The organism is Sedimentitalea sediminis (assembly GCF_042687825.1).
In the GTDB taxonomy this organism is placed as follows: domain Bacteria; phylum Pseudomonadota; class Alphaproteobacteria; order Rhodobacterales; family Rhodobacteraceae; genus Sedimentitalea.
Genome location: NZ_JBHUQE010000003.1, coordinates 192,003 through 211,411, shown reverse-complemented (window position 1 = coordinate 211,411; position 19,409 = coordinate 192,003). Strand labels below are relative to the sequence as shown.

At 64.8% G+C, this 19,409-nt stretch carries 16 protein-coding genes; 7 read left to right on the top strand and 9 right to left on the bottom strand.

The features are described 5' to 3' along the window. Positions 1 to 26: 26 nt before the first annotated feature. Positions 27 to 734 carry an SIMPL domain-containing protein gene (locus ACFMPD_RS04260; RefSeq protein ID WP_380992135.1) on the bottom strand — a complete coding sequence of 236 codons (708 nt, stop codon included), beginning with the start codon at positions 732 to 734 and terminating at the stop codon, positions 27 to 29. 166 nt (positions 735 to 900) lie between these two features. Between ACFMPD_RS04260 and ACFMPD_RS04255 the strand changes: the two genes are divergently transcribed. Next, positions 901 to 3,357, top strand: coding sequence for a hypothetical protein (locus ACFMPD_RS04255; protein ID WP_380992133.1), 2,457 nt, complete (start codon positions 901 to 903; stop codon positions 3,355 to 3,357). 97 nt (positions 3,358 to 3,454) lie between these two features. Here the strand turns inward: ACFMPD_RS04255 and hppD are convergent, their stop codons facing one another. Continuing rightward, a complete protein-coding gene (gene hppD, locus ACFMPD_RS04250; protein ID WP_380992131.1) occupies positions 3,455 to 4,549 on the bottom strand; it encodes a 4-hydroxyphenylpyruvate dioxygenase in 1,095 nt (364 codons plus the stop codon). A 145-nt stretch (positions 4,550 to 4,694) separates the two neighbouring features. Between hppD and ACFMPD_RS04245 the strand changes: the two genes are divergently transcribed. Together ACFMPD_RS04245 and ACFMPD_RS04240 are read left to right on the top strand one after the other, a co-directional pair. Then, positions 4,695 to 5,150: an Lrp/AsnC family transcriptional regulator gene (locus ACFMPD_RS04245; protein WP_380992129.1), complete on the top strand. Its 456-nt coding sequence runs from the start codon at positions 4,695 to 4,697 to the stop codon at positions 5,148 to 5,150. A gap of 32 nt (positions 5,151 to 5,182) precedes the next feature. Next, positions 5,183 to 7,060: a monovalent cation:proton antiporter-2 (CPA2) family protein gene (locus ACFMPD_RS04240; RefSeq protein ID WP_380992127.1), complete on the top strand. Its 1,878-nt coding sequence runs from the start codon at positions 5,183 to 5,185 to the stop codon at positions 7,058 to 7,060. 122 nt (positions 7,061 to 7,182) lie between these two features. Here ACFMPD_RS04240 and cobT read toward each other — a convergent pair whose 3' ends face one another. Beyond that, entirely contained in the window at positions 7,183 to 8,199 is a 1,017-nt protein-coding gene (cobT, locus tag ACFMPD_RS04235) for a nicotinate-nucleotide--dimethylbenzimidazole phosphoribosyltransferase (protein WP_380992125.1), read from the bottom strand. 78 nt (positions 8,200 to 8,277) lie between these two features. Here cobT and cobS point away from each other — a divergent pair, with 78 nt between their 5' ends. Beyond that, entirely contained in the window at positions 8,278 to 9,036 is a 759-nt protein-coding gene (gene cobS, locus ACFMPD_RS04230; RefSeq protein ID WP_380992123.1) for an adenosylcobinamide-GDP ribazoletransferase, read from the top strand. Here the strand turns inward: cobS and ACFMPD_RS04225 are convergent. From ACFMPD_RS04225 to ACFMPD_RS04200, 6 genes are all read right to left on the bottom strand, one after another. Then, on the bottom strand, positions 9,033 to 10,664 hold the full coding sequence (locus ACFMPD_RS04225; RefSeq protein WP_380992121.1) for an MFS transporter: 1,632 nt from the start codon (positions 10,662 to 10,664) through the stop codon (positions 9,033 to 9,035). The genes cobS and ACFMPD_RS04225 overlap by 4 nt on opposite strands. Before the next feature lie 116 nt (positions 10,665 to 10,780). Then, the gene (locus ACFMPD_RS04220) at positions 10,781 to 11,290 is read right to left on the bottom strand and encodes a CarD family transcriptional regulator (protein ID WP_380992119.1); all 510 of its coding nucleotides are present in this window, start codon (positions 11,288 to 11,290) and stop codon (positions 10,781 to 10,783) included. A gap of 264 nt (positions 11,291 to 11,554) precedes the next feature. Beyond that, complete coding sequence (gene fdxA / locus ACFMPD_RS04215) at positions 11,555 to 11,893, bottom strand: ferredoxin FdxA (protein WP_380992117.1); 339 nt, start codon at positions 11,891 to 11,893, stop codon at positions 11,555 to 11,557. 150 nt (positions 11,894 to 12,043) lie between these two features. Beyond that, entirely contained in the window at positions 12,044 to 12,406 is a 363-nt protein-coding gene (locus tag ACFMPD_RS04210; RefSeq protein ID WP_380992115.1) for an RNA-binding S4 domain-containing protein, read from the bottom strand. A 2-nt stretch (positions 12,407 to 12,408) separates the two neighbouring features. Beyond that, positions 12,409 to 15,444 (bottom strand): helicase-related protein, encoded by a 3,036-nt coding sequence (locus ACFMPD_RS04205; RefSeq protein WP_380992113.1) that lies wholly within the window; start codon positions 15,442 to 15,444, stop codon positions 12,409 to 12,411. Between the two features lie 46 nt (positions 15,445 to 15,490). Then, a complete protein-coding gene (locus ACFMPD_RS04200; protein WP_380992321.1) occupies positions 15,491 to 16,069 on the bottom strand; it encodes a hypothetical protein in 579 nt (192 codons plus the stop codon). 72 nt (positions 16,070 to 16,141) lie between these two features. Here ACFMPD_RS04200 and ACFMPD_RS04195 point away from each other — a divergent pair, with 72 nt between their 5' ends. The 3 genes from ACFMPD_RS04195 to ACFMPD_RS04185 all read left to right on the top strand — a co-directional run bounded on the left by ACFMPD_RS04195 (position 16,142) and on the right by ACFMPD_RS04185 (position 19,385). Further along, the gene (locus tag ACFMPD_RS04195; RefSeq protein ID WP_380992111.1) at positions 16,142 to 16,432 is read left to right on the top strand and encodes an SCP2 sterol-binding domain-containing protein; all 291 of its coding nucleotides are present in this window, start codon (positions 16,142 to 16,144) and stop codon (positions 16,430 to 16,432) included. After that, positions 16,432 to 17,409: an alpha/beta fold hydrolase gene (locus tag ACFMPD_RS04190; protein ID WP_380992109.1), complete on the top strand. Its 978-nt coding sequence runs from the start codon at positions 16,432 to 16,434 to the stop codon at positions 17,407 to 17,409. Before ACFMPD_RS04195 ends, ACFMPD_RS04190 begins: the two co-directional genes overlap by 1 nt. A gap of 152 nt (positions 17,410 to 17,561) precedes the next feature. Beyond that, positions 17,562 to 19,385 (top strand): M3 family oligoendopeptidase, encoded by a 1,824-nt coding sequence (locus ACFMPD_RS04185; protein ID WP_380992107.1) that lies wholly within the window; start codon positions 17,562 to 17,564, stop codon positions 19,383 to 19,385. Positions 19,386 to 19,409: the final 24 nt, after the last annotated feature.

Sequence of the window (19,409 nt, the reverse complement as noted above, 5' to 3'; positions counted from 1 at the left end):
GGCGGCCCCGCCTTGCCGCGAAATGCTTAGTCCGCGATGGCAAAGACCATCGACACCGACGCCGTCAGGCTGACTTCGCCGGCGGCGACCGGGACGGAGGCATCGCGCGCTGCGGCCATTTCCATCATCACCGGACGCGCAGAATTGCCACCGTGATCGGTGATCGACACCACAGGTCCCAAGGCGACGCCCGCCGACTCGGCCAGCAACCGGGCCTGCGCGATGGCATTTTCGACCGCCGCCTTGCGCGCCGCATCCTGCAGCGCCTGGGGCTCTTGAACACTGAACTGCAAGCCATTGAAATCGTTCGCGCCACTGGCGATCACCGCATCCAGCACCGGACCCAGCGCCAAGAGATCGCGAATGCGGACCATCACCATGTTGCTGGCCACGAATCCAGTGATCCTGGGCGGTTCCGAACCCGATGACCCGCGGCCGGACCAGATCGGGTGCACCGAGAACCGCCGGGTCTGGACATCGCGCGGTTGAATGCCCAGGCCCTGCACCTGTTCTAGCATCCTGGCCACGGCGGCCGAGGTGGCCGCCATCGCGGTGCCGGCTTCTTCGGCCTCGTGGGTGACGCCCAGCGTGATCGTCGCCATGTCGGGCACCGCCTCGACCTGGCCCTGCGCTGTCACCGTAATCTGCCGCTCTGCCGGATCGGCCCAAGCGACGCCGGTCAGCGCCAAGCTTGTCACGGTCGCCGCCACCATTGCACGCATTCCTTGTCTCATCCTGCCAGCCTCCTGTGTCTGTCACTGCAACATGGGCACCGCTCTGCCGGTGGCGCAAGGGCAGGCCCGTCTTTTCCTTTTCCTTGGCATCCACCTGCACTAAACTCGCCCGGCGCAGGCCGGCCCGAATGGCAGGTCCTGCAGATTGGGTTGGGTTGTCTGTTTGATGAAGCCGGTTTTCGCGCTCTCCTTATCCTATGATGGTATTTCGCTGTCGCACCGCGCAGCGGATGGCTGGCGTCTGGTCGGCGAAGTGGCGCTGGAGGCGCCGGATCTGGCCGCAGCGATGGCCGGGCTGCGCGCCGACGCGCTGGCGCTGGAGCCGGACGGGCCGACCTGCAAGATCGTCCTTCCCAACGACCAGATCCGGTATATGTCGGTCCAGACCGGATCGTTTCACGGCGAGACCCGGCACGAAATGGCGCGCGCCGCGCTTCAGGGCGCAACGCCCTACGATGTCGCGGATCTGGCCTTTGACCTCAGTTTCGACGACGATGTGACCCATATCGCCGCGGTGGCACTGGAAACGCTGGAAGAGGCCGAGAGCTTTGCTCTGGAGCACGGATTCGTGCCGATCAGCTTTGTCGCCATTCCGCCGGGAACCGGATTTGCCGGCGAGCCTTTTTTTGGCACCAGCCATAAAAGCGGACGCACCGACGACGTCGAGCGCGATATCGCGCCGGTAAAGGTGGTCGGCCCGGCCGAAATGCCCCGGACGCGTCTGACCGATCCGCCCGAGGCGCGCCCGCAGGCAAAAGCGCCCAGCGCAGCGGCACCAAGCCCGGATACGGCGCCGGAACCGAACGGGTCCAAGCCCGGCACCGCAGATGAGCCGCCGGATAACACGGCGCCCGACCGGGCGCGGGTCTCGCCCGCGTCGCCGGCGAAATCCAACACTGGCGCGCAACCCGCGCCACCTGCGGAATCGTTCGGTCAGGAACCGCGCAAACCGGAATCGTCCGAACCGGAAGCCAACGCAGCGGGATTTGCCAGCCGGCGTCGCAAATCCGGAAAAACCGGCGGCGCTCCGCATCTGGCGGGGGCCACGCGGGCCAATCAGACACCTGCATCGGACCGATCCGCCTCTGAACCAGCGCAGCCTGCGGCCCGACGCATGCAACTGCAACCCGCACCGTCGTCGCATACCCCGGCCAAACCGCCCAAACCGCCCCTGTCGGTCACGGCGGCAACGCTTGATCTGCCGGACGATCCTGCCGAAACGCCCGCAGCTCCGGCCAGTCTCCCAGCTCGCCCCGCGAGGTCGGCGACGGCACAACCTCTGCCCCCGGCCAGCCAGCCCGCCACGACCGAGGCCGGGCCCAGCGAGGACGAAACCGACCGCATGACCGTCTTTGGCGCGCGCCAGGGCAAGCAGGTGGGCGGCAAACCACGACATCTCGGGCTGATGCTGACGGTGGGTCTGCTGGTCTTTCTGGCAGCCGTGGCGGTTTGGTCAGCGCTGTTTCTCGACGATGGTGTGTCCGGGCTGCTCGACCGGGCACCCGATCCCGGCGAACAGGTGGCCACCCTGCCTGTCGCCGATCCGGCGGTTGCCCCGGCCACGCTCCCGCAAGCCGCCCCCGATACAAGCGCCAACCGGCCCCCTAACGCGGCCGCCGGCGACCCAGACTCTGCGCAAACCGCGCCGATACCCGACCAGTCGCCGGAACAGGCAAAGGCCCGGTATGCTGCAACGGGCATCTGGCCGGTTGCCCCGGCGCCACCGCCCGCCCTGGACAGCGCGTCGGCGGACAACCTGTACGAAGTGTCGATCGACCGCCGGGACCTGTCCCAGGATGCGCTGGCGCTGCCACCGGTTGCGGGGTTTGACGCCGACCACCCCCCCGCCGCGGTTTCATCCCCGGCCGCGGCCGGCACAGCTTTTGCGCTGGATGCCGATGGGTTGGTGCGCCCCAGCCCCGAGGGCACGATGACCCCGGACGGGATCATGGTCTATCTCGGCCGCCCGGCAAAGGTACCGCCGGCCCCGCCGACCCGGTTCGAAATCGAACCCCCGGACGAGGCCGATCTGCTGCGCGACCGTCTGGCCAAGCTGCGCCCGCGCCCGCGCCCCACTGACCTGGTCGAACAGAACGAGCGCGCCCGTCTGGGCGGGCGGTCGCTGGTCGAGTTGCGCAAGGTGCGCCCGAAACCGCGCCCGCGCACCGCCAAACAAGAGGCAGAAACCGACGAGACCCCGACCGCGCAGGCGGTGGTCGTCTCGCGCCGGCCCGGGCCGCGCCCGCGCAATTTCGCGGCTTTGGTCGACAGGGCGCAACGCCAGTCTGCCGGCCCCTCGGCCCAGGCCGCCGCCACCGCCGCCAAACCCATCGTCCCCAAACCCATCGCGCCGCGCGCGGTTCAACCCAAAATCCCAACCTCTGCCTCGGTGGCGCGTCGCGCGACGATGGACAATGCCATCAACCTGAAACGCATCAATCTGATCGGTGTCTATGGCACACCTGGCAAGCGGCGCGCCCTCGTGCGCCTGCCCAGCGGGCGCTACAAGAAGGTCAAGGTCGGGGACAAGGTCGATGGCGGTCGCATTCTGGCCATCGGCGACAGCGAACTGCGCTATCAGAAGCGCGGGCGTAACCTGACCCTGAAAATTCCCAACGGCTAGCGGACACCTTTGCTGAACAAAAAATGGCGCCGCAGGTCAAAAAGCCTGCGGCGCCCCTCCGTTCCGGCGACCCTCCTCCGGTCGCCGTCCTCCCAAACTATGGCGCGGCCAGTTCACCGCTGTCGATCTGTTCCTGCTCGATGCTTTCGAAGAGCGCCTTGAAATTGCCTTCGCCGAACCCGTCATCGCCCTTGCGCTGGATGAACTCGAAAAAGATCGGCCCGATCACCGTCTTGCTGAAGATCTGCAGCAGGATCCTGGTTTCGCCGCCGTCCACGACACCTTCGCCGTCGATCAGGATACCGTGTTTCTGCATCCGGTCCAGTGGCTCGTCGTGACCCGCGACACGATCCTTGCTGAGCTGGTAATAGGTTGCCGGCGGCCCGGGCATGAACTTTATGCCCCTCTCCGCGATCGCATCGGTGCTGGCATAGATGTCGTCGGTGCCCACGGCGATGTGCTGAATGCCCTCGCCCTTGTATTTTTTCAGATAGGCGACGATCTGGCCGGTTTCTCCGCGATCCTCGTTGATCGGAATACGAATGCGGCCGCAGGGCGAGGTCAGCGCACGGCTGAACAGCCCGGTGAATTTGCCTTCGATGTCGAAAAACCGGATTTCCTTGAAGTTGAACAGATCACCGTAGAACCGGAACCATTTGTCCATGTTGCCCTTGAACACGTTGTGCGTGAGGTGGTCGAGATAGTGGAACCCGACGCCGCGCGGCTTGGACGGGGCTAACCATTCGAATTCGGTGTTGTAGGGGCTGGTTTCGTAATACTGGTCGATGAAATAGATCAGACTGCCGCCGATGCCCTTGATCGCCGGCACATCCATCGTCTTGTCGTCGCCCTCGTAGGGTTCGGCGCCTTTGGAAACCGCGTGATCGAACGCATGTTTGGCATCGACCACACGCCAGCCCATCGACGGCGCACAGGGACCGTGTTCGGCGACAAAGCGCGCGGCAAAGCTGTTCGGGTCGGCATTCAGCACATAGGTGATGTCGCCCTGCTGCCACAGTTCGATATTCTTGCGCTTGTGGCGTGCGGTCAGCGCATATCCCATGCGCGCGAACAGCGTCCGAAGTTCCTCGGGCTCCGGATGCGCGAACTCGACGAATTCGAATCCGTCCGTGCCGGCCGGATTCTCGGCGGTGATCTCGGATTTCGGCGCGTTATGCGGAAAAGGACCCATGGTTGCGTCTCCTGTCGGTTATACTGTTCGCTAAGACATCATATAGTGCGATTCCGATGCGCCATCTGCGCGTTTTGCATGGGGCCACCTGTTGGATGTGCGGAAAAACTGCACTAGGTATGACCAAACCGAGGAAAACCCGCATATGCTGGATTCGACCGACACCCGTCTGCTGGCCGCGCTGCAACAGGATGCGCATCTGACGGCCCAGCAATTGGGCGAAATGTTGAACCTGTCGCCCAGCCAGGCCGGCCGCCGGCGCCAGCGGCTGGAAGTCGACGGATACATCCAGGGCTATTCGGCGCGGCTGGATCCCGTGCGGCTGGGGCTGCGGGTTCAGGGCTTTGTGCAGGTCCAACTGTCGAGCCACGGGCCGGAACAGTCCAAAAGCTTTGCCCGCCTTGTGCGGGCGCGCTGCGAGATCACCAGCGCCTGGACGATGACCGGCGAAGCCGATTATCTGCTGCGTGTCTATTGCGATGACCTGCCCGCCCTGAACAGCCTGATCCACGACGTGCTGCTGCCGCATCCTGCCGTTGCCCGGGTGCACAGCCAGATCGTCATGGATCAATTGAAACGCGACGCGCCTCTGCCCACCTGACCCAATGCGGTTCTGAAAGGACATCCCGCCACATGGAAGCATTTCTTTATCAGGCCTCGATCTATCTGGCCGCCGCCGTCATCGCGGTGCCGATTGCGGCACGGCTGGGGCTGGGCTCGGTGCTGGGCTATCTGGCCGCCGGCATCATTATCGGCCCGATCCTGGGTCTTGTCGGCAGCGAAACCCAGGAATTGCAGCATTTTGCCGAGTTTGGCGTCGTGATGATGCTGTTCCTGATCGGACTCGAACTGGAACCGCGCGCGCTTTGGGACATGCGACACCGGCTGATCGGACTAGGCGGATTGCAGATCCTGATCAGCACCCTGGCGCTGATGGTGGCCGCGATGGCGGCGGGTCAGGACTGGTCCGTGGCGCTGGCGATCGGGTTGGCGCTGTCGCTGTCCTCGACCGCGATCGTGCTGCAAACCCTGTCGGAAAAGGGGTTGATGCAGACCGGCGGCGGCCGATCAGCGTTTTCCGTTCTGCTGACCCAGGATATCGCGGTGATCCCGATCCTGGCTTTCCTGCCGCTGCTGGCCGCCGCGCCGGTGGCGATGATCCGGGGCGATGGCTCGATCGAACGGTTGACCGCGGATGCCGAACATCATGGCAAGACCCTGTCGCTGGTCGAAGGGTTGCCGGGTTGGGGGGTCACCCTGGTGACCATCGGCGCGGTCGCGGCGGTGGTGCTGGCGGGGATATATCTGACGCGCCCGGTCTTTCGCTACATCCACGCCTCGCGCCTGCGCGAGATGTACACCGCGCTGGCGCTGATGATCGTCGTCGGCATCTCGTTCCTGATGACGCTGGTTGGCCTGTCGCCCGCCCTTGGCGCGTTTCTGGCCGGCGTGGTTCTGGCCAACAGCGAGTTCCGGCACGAACTGGAAAGCGACCTTGAACCGTTCAAGGGGCTGTTGCTGGGACTGTTCTTTATCACGGTCGGAGCAGGCATTAATTTCGGCCTGTTCTTTGCCGAACCCGGTGATCTGATCGGGCTGGCCCTGCTGGTGATCGTGGCCAAAGGGCTGATCCTTTACCTGCTCGGTCGGGCCTTTGGCCTGAAAGGGCACAATCGCTGGCTGTTCACTCTCAGCCTGGCCCAGGCCGGTGAATTCGGGTTCGTTCTGATCGCCTTTTCGGTGCAGCAGCACGTCATCCCGATCGCGGTCTCGGAAAAGCTGTTGCTGATCATCGCGCTGTCGATGCTGATCACGCCGCTGCTGTTCATATTCTACGATTTCATCTCGAGCCGCATGCGCGATGGCGGGCCCAGCTATGAGCCGGACGCCATCGACGAACAGGGGCCGGTGATCATCGCCGGCATTGGCCGGTTCGGGCAGATCGTGAACCGTCTGGTCCAGGCCAGCGGCTTCAAGACGGTGGTGCTGGACAGCAACATGGAGACCATCCAGCTGATGCGCCGCTACGGCTTCAAAGGCTTTCTGGGCGATCCCACCCGACCGGAACTGCTCAAGGCCGCGGGTCTGGCCAAGGCACGCGTGCTGGTGGCGGCGATGAACGACAAGGACGCAGTGACCCGCTTGGTCGCCTTTGCCCGCCGCGAACGCCCGGACCTGCACATCATCGCCCGCGCCTATGATCGCAATCATGTCTATCACCTGTACCGGGCCGGGGCCGACGACATCGTGCGCGAGACCTTTGACAGCAGTCTGCGCGCCGGGCGCTATGTGCTGGAAAATGTCGGGCTCAGCGAGTTCGAGGCCGACAGCGCCGAACGCACGTTCTATGCCCATGACCGCTATGCGGTGCAGCAACTGGCCGAAGTCTGGGATCCGAACGTTCCGGCGCGCGAAAACGCCGCCTATGTCGCCCGCGCCAAGGAACTGGAAAAGGAACTGGAGATCGCACTGCTGAATCGCGAGAACGAGAAAGACAAGAAATCGGCCTGAGTTCTCCTCCCGTCGCGGCGCCGGTCGGTTTGCCTGTTCCGCACGCGGTACCGCCCGGTCACGCACAATGGGCCGGGTTCATGCGCCGCACGACCGCAACAGGCGTCAGGCATCAACCGGCGTCAGGCATCGCTGACACCCGCCTCGGCAAAAGTCGCCATGCCGCTGTGGCAGGCGACGGCCGATTTCAGGATGTTGATGGCCAGCGCGCCCCCGGACCCTTCGCCCAGCCGCAGGCCCAGGGTCAGCAGCGGCGTCTTGTCCAGCTGCTGCAACAGCCGGCCATGGGCGCCCTCAGCGCTGAGATGGCCCGCCACCGCGTGATCCAGCGCACCGGTCGCGATGTCCTGCAGACAGGCCGCCGCCGCGCCGCAGATGAAACCGTCGAGAATGACCGGGATGCGCAACTGCCGGGCTGCGGCGATCGCGCCCGCCATGGCGGCAATCTCGCGCCCGCCCAGCCGCGCCAGCACCTGCATCCCGTCCGGGCGGTCTGCCCCGTGCCGGGCGACGCCACGGGCGACAACGTCGGTCTTGAGTTGCAGCCCGGCATCGTCGACACCGGTGCCGCGCCCGGTCCAGTCCGCCGCCGCCCCGCCGAACAGCGCGTGGCAGATCGCCGCCGCCGAGGTGGTGTTGCCGATCCCCATCTCGCCCACCACCAGCAGATCCGCCGCCGGGTCCACCGCCGTCCAGCCGGCCTGCAATGCGGCCAGGCAATCGGCCTCGGTCATTGCGTCTGTCTCGGTGAAATCGCCGGTCGGCCGCTCCAGTTCCAGCGCATGCACGTCCATCCGTGCCCCGGCCGCTTTTGCCAGTTGGTTGATCGCAGCCCCGCCATGCTGGAAATTGGCCACCATCTGTACGGTGACTTCGGCGGGAAAGGCCGACACGCCCTGCGCGGTCACGCCGTGATTGCCGGCAAAGACGATGACCTGCGGCGCCGTGATCTGCGGCCGCGGATCGCCGCGCCAGCCGGCATACCAGATCGCCAGATCCTCTAGCCGGCCCAGTGCGCCCGGCGGCTTGGTCAACTGACCGTTTCGCGCCTCGGCCCCCTGGCGGGCTGGGACATCGGCAGCCGGCGCGTCAGCCAGCGCGGCGCGGAACATGGTCAGGTCGGTCAGATCGGGCAGCATACAAGCCTCATTGCATCGGGTCTGCCCCCGGTGTTTAAACACTGCACCGTTCACCACAAGACCCGGAAAGGCCCGCCGATGCGTAAAGTCGACACAGCCCGCACGGCCCTGACCGATCTTGTGCTGGCGCTGACCCTGATGACCCGCCTGCCGATGCCGCGCCTGCCGCGCGCCGCCTTTGAGTGTCAGGCCGGGGCCGTCTGGGCCTTTCCGCTGGTCGGGGCGGTCGTCGGAGTGCTGGCCGGTGCCGCCGGGCTGGCAGCACTGGCGCTGGGACTGCCGGCACCGGTCGCGGCGGGTCTGGTACTGGCGGTGCAGATCCTGGCCACCGGTGCCATGCACGAGGACGGCCTGGCCGACACTGCCGACGGGCTTTGGGGCGGGTGGACGCCGGAACGGCGGCTTGAAATCATGAAAGACAGCGCCATCGGCACCTATGGCGTGCTGGCGCTGGTTCTGACCGTCGGTCTGCGCTGGGCCGCCCTGACCGTTCTGATGCCGCAGGGCGGCGCGCCGGTTGTGGCTGCCGCAGTTCTTTCGCGGGCGGGACTGCCGGTGCTGATGCGGGCGCTGCCGCCGGCCCGTGCCGGCGGGTTGTCACGTCAGGTAGGTGCACCGACTCACAACAGCGTGTCCCTGTCCGTGGTGCTGGGCTTCGGACTGGGCTGGCTGGCAGTGGGACCGCCAGTTCTGGCGCCGGTGCTGACGGTGTTGCTGGCCGTCTGCGTTCTGGCGCTGGTGGCCCGCGCCCGGATCGGCGGGCAGACCGGCGACATTCTGGGGGCGGCGCAACAGCTCGCCGAGCTTGCCGCCCTGCTGGCCCTCTGCGCCGTCTAATCCGTGGTTCTCAGACGCGACGACTGCACCAGCGCGATGGTGATCAGCGGCAGGGCCACACCCAGCCCCGCCACGGTGATCAGCAGCCAGCCCAATTGCGAATAATCCGCCGGCACCGTGATCAGATCCGTCGCGCGGTCGCGCACCTCGCGGGTGATGACGAAAATCTGGTTCAGATATTTCGTCGCCAGCGCGCTGGCGGACAGGGCCAGATTGGTGAACGAGGCCATCACCGCGAAAAAGGTCGCCTTGAGATGCGTCGGCGCGTTGCGGGCAATCCAGGCCAGCATCGGAATCATCGCCACCTGCCCCAGCGGCGATTCCACTGCCGTGTCCATGATCGCGATGAACCGGGCATCGACGATGCCGCCGGTCAACGCCGCCGTCCAGTGATGCAGCCCGTAGAACAAGCCGATATTGGGCAGCGACAGGATGCCCGCCACCAGCGTCAGCAGAATGACGATGAACGTGATCGGCTTTTGCGCCATCAGCGGACGCAACAGGATGATCCCGGCCAGTGTCAGGACCGAGGTGATCAGCGAGAGCACCGACAGAAACTGCTCGTCAAAGCCCAGAACGTCGATCTCGAACCATGTCGCGCCCTGCCCCGGCAGAGGCACGGCGCGAAACACAAAGATGATGATCGCGGTGCCGATCAGCGCCCGCGCCTTGACCGGATCCAGCGCCGCGATCAGTTGGCGCATCAGGAACAGCACGATGGCCATAGACCCGGCAAACACGATCTCTTGGGAATAGGCCAGATCGGACAACCCGATGGCCAGCGACAACAGGACGAACACCAGACCGCCGGTGAAATACCAGTGGTTCGGCGCGACCTCTTCCCCGGCCCGCCCCAGCGCGATCTCGACCTCGTCCGGCGACTTGCCCTGACGATGCAACCGGCGGCGCAGCCTGCGTTTCTGGATCGCCGCCAGCAGCACGCCGGAAATCGAAATCAGTGGAATGGCCAGCGCGATCAGATAGATGCGGGCATAGATCGCGGCCTTTTCCGTCTCGGCCAGTTCCTCGGCGCCGGAAAACATGAAAATGTTCAGCAACGCCACTGCCACCGTGCCGCTGATCAGAGAGAACCGTCCCAGCGTCTGCATCGTCGTGTGCATCGCCTTGGACTGATCCGGCGGAACCGGCGCGCCGTCCGGCTGGTACTTCGGTACGGCCTCGACTGACATGGCATCGGCCACCGCGTCCTGGATGACATAACCGCAGGGCGCCAGCAGCGCGCTGGTCACGTACCAGACCTCGATCGGCAGCAGACCGGCCATTCGCGCGGGCTGCGTGATCAGCAGATACATGATCAGCAGGCTGGCGGCGATCAGCCCGGCGCCCAGATAGACCAGCAGCGCCTTGAACCGCCAGATCAGGTCGACCAGGTGCCCCAGCGGCATCTTCAGCGCCCAGGGCAGCCCGGCCCAGAACGCGATGCCGGCCAGAAAGGCCGCGGACAGGCCCAGATAATCCTTGACGAAGAAGGTGCCGACAATCGCTGTCAGCCCCGAAACGCCATAGGAAAAATAGATCATCAGCGGCGGCAGGAACGACCAGCGCATCTGGCGTCCCAGATCCAAGATCACCCGGTCGATCCAATTTTGCGCAACACGGTCTGTCATGCGATCGTTTCTGCCCGACCGGCGAGCGCCTTGCAATCAAACCGACACCCACGCTGCCTTGGGCACAAAAAAGCCGCGCCCGGCGGGCGCGGCCTTGCAGCTGTCTCGTGGTCGGTTCAGGCCGCGCGCGACATCAGCACATCGTCGACCTGCTTGGCGGCCAGGGTCTCGTCGCCCCCGCCAACGGCGGCGACCTCGCGGGTCAGCCGTTCCAGCGCCGCCTCATAAAGCTGGCGTTCGGAATAGCTCTGCTCGCGCTGATCGTCGGTGCGGTGCAGGTCGCGCACCACCTCGGCGATCGCGATCAGATCGCCCGAGTTGATTTTCTGCTCATACTCCTGCGCCCGGCGCGACCACATGGCCCGCTTGACCTTGGCCTTGCCCTTGAGCGTGGTCATCGCCTTGGTAATGACATCGGGCGAACTGAGCGAGCGCATGCCGATCTCTGTGGCCTTGTCCGTCGGCACCCTCAGCGTCATCTTGTCTTTCTCGAAAGAGATCACGAACAGCTCCAGCTTGATGCCGGCGACTTCCTGCTCCTCGACCGAAACGATCTGTCCGACGCCGTGCGCGGGATAGACGACATATTCATTGGGACGGAAATCCAGCTTTTTCGTTTTGGTCATACATGTGTTCCTTGCTTGCCACCGGCGCTGACCGCAAAAAGCCGCAGCGGGACAATCGCATGCCCCGTCTGACGGTCAATCTTGGCTAGCTGTACCGCCCTATACACAAGACGGTTCCGGTCATTGACACCATTTATGACGAAAATATAGCACAAAAGCGCAGAGACCGAAAGTGGACCTGACGGAAACTTTTGGTTCAGTGATGTATTTCAGCGACTTATCTCAAAGCCTGCTGATTCGCTCCGGAGCCGGGCAGCGATTCGGTCAGCCGCCCTCGCCCGGCGCCTCGGAAAAGTACTTTTCCAGCTTGCCGGATTCGCCGTCTCGGTCTTCGGCTTCGGGCAGCGGATCCTTCTTGGTGATGATGACCGGCCACATTTCCGAGTATTTGCGATTGAATTCAACCCATTTGTCCATGTCCGGTTCGGTGTCCGGACGAATCGCATCGGCCGGGCATTCCGGTTCACAGACGCCGCAGTCGATGCATTCGTCCGGGTGGATCACCAGCATGTTCTCACCCTCATAGAAGCAATCCACGGGACAGACTTCGACGCAGTCGGTGTATTTGCAGGCAATGCAGTTGTCGTTGACGATATAGGTCATGATCGGCTTTCCGGTTCACGCTTTGGCGGCCTTGCTAAATCAGCCCCGCCGGTTCTTCAAGACGTCATTCGGCCTCAGGCTCCGCGCCAGGGCGGCACAAAAGGACCGAATTCCGGCAATCGGCACGCAGCAAGAACACCCTGTCCAAGGCTAGTCGTCGCGCAGCGCGTCCAGTGCCCGCCGGGCTTTTTTCGTCGGACGCCCGCCGACCCGGACCGGCGCCGGTTCCAGCGGCTCGGGTGGCGACAGGTCCTCGTACAGGGTCTGCGCCTCGCTGGCCGGACCGCGGCGAACGCCCAGCGCCGCGATCCGCACCACCCGTACCTGCCGGGCCTGGGCAAAGGTCAGCACGTCGCCGGCACCGACGGCACAGGCGGGTTTGGTCACCCGCGCACCATTCACCCGCACATGGCCGCCGCTGACCTGGCGCGCCGCCAGGCTGCGGGTCTTGAAGAACCGCGCCTGCCACAGCCATTTGTCCAGCCGCAACCGCTGTGCCGAGGCGCAGGACACCGCTACTTGTTGTCCTTCAGCCCCATCAGCGCGGCGGCAAAGGGGTTGTCCGGATCGATCTTCTTTTCCGGCCTGGGCGGACGGGCAGTAAAGGTCTTGGCTTTCTGACCACCGCGATCACCGTCGCGTTGCGGCCCCTTGCCGCGCGGCTTGCCCTTGCCTTTGCCCGGCCCCTTGCCAGCCCCTTTGCCCTGGAACTTGTTGCCAGTGCGCTGCCCGCGCCCTCGGGAAACACCTGGCTGACGCCCCCATGTAAAGGTATAAAACACCTCCATCTCGGGTTCCGCCTTGGATGTGTCGACCGGAACGGGCGCATCTACATCGACCGGAACGGGCGTATCTACATCAACCGGAACGGGCGCATCTACATCGACCGGAACGGGCGTATCTACATCAACCGGAACGGGCGCATCGGTTTCAGCCGGGGCGGTCGCATCGGGTTCGCCCGGGACGGACGGGCCTGATTCTTTCAGCGCCGTCGCGACCGGTTCCTCCGCAACAGGCGCATCGGTTTCAGCCGGCGCGGCTGCGGGGGCGGTATCGCTGGCCGCATCCTTTGGCGTCGGGCTGTCAGTGGCCGGCTCCACGGTCTCGGCGGCGGCCTCTGGCGGTTTCGCATTACCGACTGTTGCCGGGGCAGGCTCGGCAGCAGGTGCCTTGACCTTGATACGTTCGCCGCGCTCGGCCTTGTAGCCCAACCCCCGCATCAGATCGGCAAACTGCTCCAGCGTGGTGCCGGTGATCGACAGCATGTCGGGCTTGGCCTCGAACCCGCCCCGACTGTCCTCGACCCGCAGCATGTCGGCCAGGCGTTCCAGCATGTCGATGCGCAGCGCCCGCTCTCCGGCGGCACGGTATCCGCACATGGCGAGATAGCCTTCGGGCGCGTCGCCCGTGGCGGGCACGGTGACCAAGCCGGGCGGCGGCGCCTCGGGAAATTCCTGCAACCCCTTGGCCAGCGCCCACAGAACCAGGCGCAGCCGCGTCGGGGCCGGTTTCAGCAGCAGCGGCATGAAGATGGTGAACTGACCGAACCGGATGCCGTGCTTGCGCAGGGCGCCGCGCGCATCCTGGTCCAGTTCCTTGACCTCCTGAGCGATCTCGGCGCGGGGCAGCACGCCCAGCGCCTCGACCATACGATAGGCAAAGCCGCGGGCCAGGCCGGACAGTTCCTCGTCGCGCTGCAGGTTCAGCAGCGGCTCTAACAAGGCGGCCACCTTGCGGTCGATGAAATGCTGCAGACGCCGCTGCACCTTTTGCGCCACGTCGGGGCCGGCGGATTCGTCGACGAAGACCTCGACCTGCGGCTTCAGCGGCTCGGCGCCGGCGACCAGCTTGCCGACCGCGTGTTCACCCCACATCAGTCCGCCCTGTTCGGTATAGTCGATCTCGGTATCGGGCGCGTTGTAAAAACGGTCGGCGCGCAGATGGAACTGCGGCGCCAGCGCTTGCAGCGACGCGGTCTTGACCGCCTTTTCCTCGGCCCCCGCCGCAGCGGTCTTGTCGGCGGAAAACCGGAACCCTTCCAACCGTCCGACATATTCGCCTTCGACGGTCACTTCACCCTTGTCGTTCACTTCGGCCAAAAGGGCCTCCTTTTGCTTGAGCCGGCGCAAGAGCACGGATGTGCGCCGGTCCACAAATCTTTGTGTCAGGCGCTCGTGCAGCGCGTCCGACACCCTGTCTTCTACAGCGCGGGTTTGCCCGCGCCAATGGCTTTCGTCACGGGTCCAGCCCTTGCGCTGCGCCACATAGGTCCATGTGCGGATAAATGCCAATCGTTTGCTCAGCGTGTCGATATCGCCATCGGTCCGGTCGATGCGCCGGATCTGGCGCGCCAGCCAATCGTCGGGCACTTGCCCGGTCTGATGCAGGTGGCCAAAGATGGTTTCCAGCAGCCCGGCATGTTCGGCATGGCTGATGCCCCGGAAATCCGGAATGCGGCAGACATCCCACAACAGCCGCACCGAGGCCGGGTCCGAGGCGCGCGCGGCAACCTCGTCGATCTGGGCCAGCGATTTCAGCGCCCCCAGATCGTCGGCCTCGCGGGCCTTGACCAGATGTTCGTTCTCCGGGGCCACCTCCAGCGCCCGGATCAGCCGGTCGATACTGCCGAAATCCAGCGCGGCGCTGCGCCAGTTCAACTTGCTCAGCGGCGTGAACCGGTGATCCATGATCGCCTGCGCCACGCCGTCATCCAGCGGCGGCGCCTCGCCGGTGACACCGAAACTGCCGTTGGACATGCCGCGCCCGGCGCGTCCGGCGATCTGCGCCAGTTCGTTGGGCGCCAGAGGACGCATGCGGCGGCCGTCGAACTTGGTCAGGGACGAAAAGGCGACATGGTCGATATCCAGGTTCAGCCCCATGCCGATGGCGTCGGTGGCGACCAGATAGTCCACCTCGCCATTCTGATACAGCGCCACCTGGGCATTGCGGGTGCGCGGCGACAGCGCCCCCATCACCACCGCCGCGCCGCCCTTTTGCCGGCGGATCAGTTCGGCGATGGCATAGACGCTTTCCACCGAGAACCCGACGATCGCGCTGCGCGCCGGCATGCGGCTGATCTTTTTCGCGCCGGCATAGACCAGTTGCGACATCCGCTCGCGGCTCTGGAACTGAGCCTCGGGCACCAGCGCCCGGATCGGTCCGCGCATGGTGTCGCTGCCTAAAAACAGGGTTTCCTGCAAGCCGCGCGCGCGCAGCAGCCGGTCGGTGAACACATGGCCGCGCTCGGGATCGGCGCAGAGCTGGATCTCGTCCACCGCCAGAAAATCGCACCCCATGCCTTCGGGCATCGCTTCCACGGTACAGACCCAGTATTTCGTGCGCGGCGGCGCGATGCGTTCCTCGCCGGTGACCAGCGCCACCACCGAGGGTCCGCGAATCGCGACAATCCGGTCATAGACTTCGCGCGCCAGCAGGCGCAGCGGCAGGCCGATCACCCCGGTGCGGTGTCCCAGCATCCGCTCGATGGCGTAATGCGTCTTGCCCGTGTTGGTCGGCCCCAGAACCGCCACGACCCGTGTTGACCCGGTCACCTGTCGCTCCTTGCGCGCTTACCTGAACGATCCCGGCTGCCGCGCCCTAGAGCGCCTCGCCCTCGACCCCCGACCGCAGCCGGTCCAGCGCCTTGGTTATGTCCTCGTGATGGGGATGTATAGCCTGCGCCCGCCGGTAGGCCAGATAAGCCCTGCGTTTATCGCCAAAGGACTCCAGGATCGCGCCCAACCCGATCATGGCGTTGTAATTGTTCGGGTTCAGCGCCAGCGCCCGCTCGAGATCGGCCAGCGCCGGACCAGCCAGATCGGCCTGGAAATAGGCCGAGGCCCGCGCTGTCCAGCCCTCGGCAAAGTCCGGGGCATGGTCGGTCAGGGCCGTCAGATGCTCGATTGCGGCCTGCGGGTCCTCGTCCTGCAAGGCCTGGCGGCCGCGTTCCAGCAGCAGATCCATCGCCGCTGAGCCACTATCCGACCACAGGCGCTGCAATTGCCGGTCCAGCCGCCGCGCTTCGTCGGGTCCGGCCACGGCCAGTGCCGAAAGCAACGCCGCCTCGTCGCGCATATCGGCCTGATCCGCCGCCGCGACAGGCAAAGGTATGGAATTCATGACTATGGCCAGAATTGCCGCGACGATAGCTTTGTGAATGGGGTGATCAATGCTCATATCGTTGTGCAGTGTAGCGTCATGCGCCATGATTTCCAGACATGTACGCATCCAACAGCGATGAGAGTGAGAATGAGCGAATTTCTTGGAAAGGCTGCGGCCGAACTGAACAGCAAACTGAATTCGGCCGATTTCGACGGCACGGCAAAATTTGTCGTGGCCGACGAAGGCGCGATCATGCTGGACGCCGCCGGCGTCCGGGTGGGCGACGAAGACGCCGATGTCACCCTGAGCGCCGACGCCGACACATTTCGGGCGATTTTCGAAGGCGAGACCAACCCCACCAACGCCTTTATGACCGGCAAGCTGACGGTCGATGGCGATATGGGCATGGCCATGAAGCTGGCGACGGTTCTGTCCTGATGTCCCTGACACCGGCGCCTCTGTTCGACGACATGGTCGGCGTGCCCCCGGGGGGCACGGCCTGTTGGGCGCAAACGTCGGATGGCGTGCGTATCCGCATCGCCTATTGGCGGCCAGAGGGGGCCGCGCGCGGCACCGTTCTGATGCTGCCGGGGCGCACGGAATATATCGAGAAATACGGCGACACGGCGGGCGAACTGGCCCGGCGTGGCTTTGCAACCGTGGTGGTGGACTGGCGCGGTCAGGGCCTGGCCGATCGGCTGCTGGATGACGTGCGGCTGGGCCATGTGGACCGGTTCACCGACTATCAACTGGATCTGGCCGCGGTTCTGCAGGTGACCCGGGCCGCCGAGCTGCCGCAGCCCCTGCACCTGATCGGCCATTCCATGGGGGGCGGCATCGGCCTGCGGGCGGTGATCGAAGGCCTGCCGATCCAGACCTGCGCCTTTACCGGCCCGATGTGGGGCATCTACATGTCCTCGGTCGTGCGGCCCTTTGGCTGGGCGCTGTCGCATGTCGCGCCGATCATGGGCATGGGCACCCGCCTGCCTCCCAGCACCCGCCACGAGGGCTATGTGCAATCGCAGCCCTTTGCGGGCAACGCGCTGACCGGCGACCCCGGCCAGTACCGGATGATGCAGGACCAGTTAACGGCGCATCCCGAACTGGGCATTGGCGGGCCGACGCTGGTCTGGCTGCGCGAAAGCCTCGGCGAATGCCGGTATCTGTCACGCCAGGCCTCGCCGGATGTGCCCTGCGTGACTTTTCTGGGCTCCGAGGAACAGATTATCGACTGCGATGCAGTGCATCGCCGGATCGAAAGCTGGCCCTGCGGCACTCTGGATGTCGTGCCCTACGCCCGCCACGAAGTCCTGATGGAAACGCCTGCCATCCGGACCCGGGTGTTCGACCGGCTTGAGGCGCTGTTCACCGGCGGCCACAATTGCAACGGCAAAAAGGCAGCCGCGATCGCCTGAGCGTGCCAGCCGTCGCGGCGGCTGGAACTGGACGGCAGACCCTCGACCTCGCAGCCGCCTTTCCCATCTTTCATCCCGGAACCCGCCGCGTCGCTTGTGATGCCGGCGCGGGCGTCCTAGATAGACCGCAACGCCAGAAAATGAGGTCCTTCATGTTCAACCTTCCCTTTCCCGTTCGCGATGCCAATGCCGGTTCCGGCTCCCGCGATCTGGGCGATCTTCCGGTCTGGGATCTGAGTGATCTCTATACCGGCGAGACCGCGCCGGAACTGCAGCGCGATCTGGACTGGCTGGAAAAGGCCTGCGCCGATTTTGCCACGGATTACGAGGGCAAGTTGGCCGGTCTGGATGCCACCGGCCTGTTGGACTGCGTGCAGCGTAACGAACGTATCAGTGCTGTGGCCGGTCGCATCATGTCCTTTGCCGGGCTGCGCTATTACCAAAAGACCACCGATGCGGACCGGGCCAAGTTCATGTCCGACATGCAGGAAAAGATCACCGATTTCACCACGCCGCTGGTGTTCTTCACGCTGGAACTGAACCGGTTGGATGACGACGCCCTGGCGGCGCATTTCGACGCCAACGCCGATCTGGCGCGTTACAAGCCGGTCTTTGACCGCATCCGCGCGATGAAACCCTATCAGCTGAGCGATGAGCTGGAAAAATTCCTGCACGATCTGGGCGTCGTCGGCGATGCCTGGGAAAAGCTGTTTGACGAGACCATCGCCGGGCTGGAGTTTCAGGTCGATGACGAGGTTCTGAACATCGAGGGCACGCTGAACCTGCTGACCGAACAGGACCGCGCGAAACGCGAGGCGGCGGCGCGGGAACTGGCGGATGTATTTGCCGAGAACATCAAGACCTTTGCCCGCGTGCACAACACCCAGGCCAAGGAAAAAGAGGTGATCGACCGCTGGCGCAAGATGCCCACGGCCCAGACCGGCCGGCACCTGTCCAACGATGTCGAACCCGAGGTGGTCGAGGCGCTGCGCAGCGCGGTCGTTGCCGCCTATCCCCGCCTCAGCCACCGCTATTACGAGCTGAAACGCAAATGGCTTGGGCTGGAGCGGATGCAGGTCTGGGACCGCAACGCGCCTTTGCCGATGGAGGACACCCGCATCGTCGACTGGGCCAGCGCCGAAAAGACGGTGATGGATGCCTATAACGCCTTTGATCCGCGCATGGGCGAGATCGCCGCACCGTTCTTTTCCAAGGGATGGATCGACGCCGCGGTCAAGCCCGGCAAGGCGCCGGGCGCCTTTGCCCATCCGACGGTCACCGACGTGCATCCCTATGTGATGCTGAACTATCTGGGCAAGCCGCGCGATGTCATGACCCTGGCGCACGAACTGGGCCACGGCGTGCATCAGGTGCTGGCCGCCGGTCAGGGCGAGATGCTGTCCTCGACACCGCTGACCCTGGCCGAAACCGCCAGCGTCTTTGGCGAGATGCTGACCTTTCGCAAGATGCTGGACGGCGCCGAAACGCCGCAGCAGCGCAAGGTGCTGCTGGCCGGCAAGGTCGAGGACATGATCAACACGGTCGTGCGCCAGATCGCGTTCTACGATTTCGAATGCAAGCTGCACGCGGCACGGCGCGAGGGTGAATTGACCCCTGACGACATCAACGCCCTGTGGATGAGCGTGCAGGCCGAAAGCCTGGGTCCGGCTTTTGATTTCATGGACGGCTACGAAACCTTCTGGGCCTATATCCCGCATTTCGTGCATTCGCCGTTCTACGTCTATGCCTATGCCTTTGGCGACGGGTTGGTGAACGCGCTGTATTCGGTCTATGCCCAGGGTGATCCGGGTTTCGAGGACAAGTATTTCGAGATGCTGAAAGCCGGCGGATCGCAGCACCACAAAGAGCTCCTCGCGCCCTTTGGCCTCGACGCATCTGACCCGACATTCTGGGACAAGGGCCTGTCGATGATTTCGGGCTTCATCGACGAACTGGAGGCGATGGAAGAAGAATAGTCCCCCGCCACCGGTCTCGTGCTA

Bases quoted from the DNA above. Each gene is read 5' to 3' on its own strand.
- ACFMPD_RS04260 (WP_380992135.1), bottom strand. From the start codon at position 734: ATGAGACAAGGAATGCGTGCAATGGTGGCGGCGACCGTGACAAGCTTG.
- ACFMPD_RS04255 (WP_380992133.1), top strand. From the start codon at position 901: ATGAAGCCGGTTTTCGCGCTCTCCTTATCCTATGATGGTATTTCGCTG.
- hppD (WP_380992131.1), bottom strand. From the start codon at position 4,549: ATGGGTCCTTTTCCGCATAACGCGCCGAAATCCGAGATCACCGCCGAG.
- ACFMPD_RS04245 (WP_380992129.1), top strand. From the start codon at position 4,695: ATGCTGGATTCGACCGACACCCGTCTGCTGGCCGCGCTGCAACAGGAT.
- ACFMPD_RS04240 (WP_380992127.1), top strand. From the start codon at position 5,183: ATGGAAGCATTTCTTTATCAGGCCTCGATCTATCTGGCCGCCGCCGTC.
- cobT (WP_380992125.1), bottom strand. From the start codon at position 8,199: ATGCTGCCCGATCTGACCGACCTGACCATGTTCCGCGCCGCGCTGGCT.
- cobS (WP_380992123.1), top strand. From the start codon at position 8,278: ATGCGTAAAGTCGACACAGCCCGCACGGCCCTGACCGATCTTGTGCTG.
- ACFMPD_RS04225 (WP_380992121.1), bottom strand. From the start codon at position 10,664: ATGACAGACCGTGTTGCGCAAAATTGGATCGACCGGGTGATCTTGGAT.
- ACFMPD_RS04220 (WP_380992119.1), bottom strand. From the start codon at position 11,290: ATGACCAAAACGAAAAAGCTGGATTTCCGTCCCAATGAATATGTCGTC.
- fdxA (WP_380992117.1), bottom strand. From the start codon at position 11,893: ATGACCTATATCGTCAACGACAACTGCATTGCCTGCAAATACACCGAC.
- ACFMPD_RS04200 (WP_380992321.1), bottom strand. From the start codon at position 16,069: ATGAGCATTGATCACCCCATTCACAAAGCTATCGTCGCGGCAATTCTG.
- ACFMPD_RS04195 (WP_380992111.1), top strand. From the start codon at position 16,142: ATGAGCGAATTTCTTGGAAAGGCTGCGGCCGAACTGAACAGCAAACTG.
- ACFMPD_RS04190 (WP_380992109.1), top strand. From the start codon at position 16,432: ATGTCCCTGACACCGGCGCCTCTGTTCGACGACATGGTCGGCGTGCCC.
- ACFMPD_RS04185 (WP_380992107.1), top strand. From the start codon at position 17,562: ATGTTCAACCTTCCCTTTCCCGTTCGCGATGCCAATGCCGGTTCCGGC.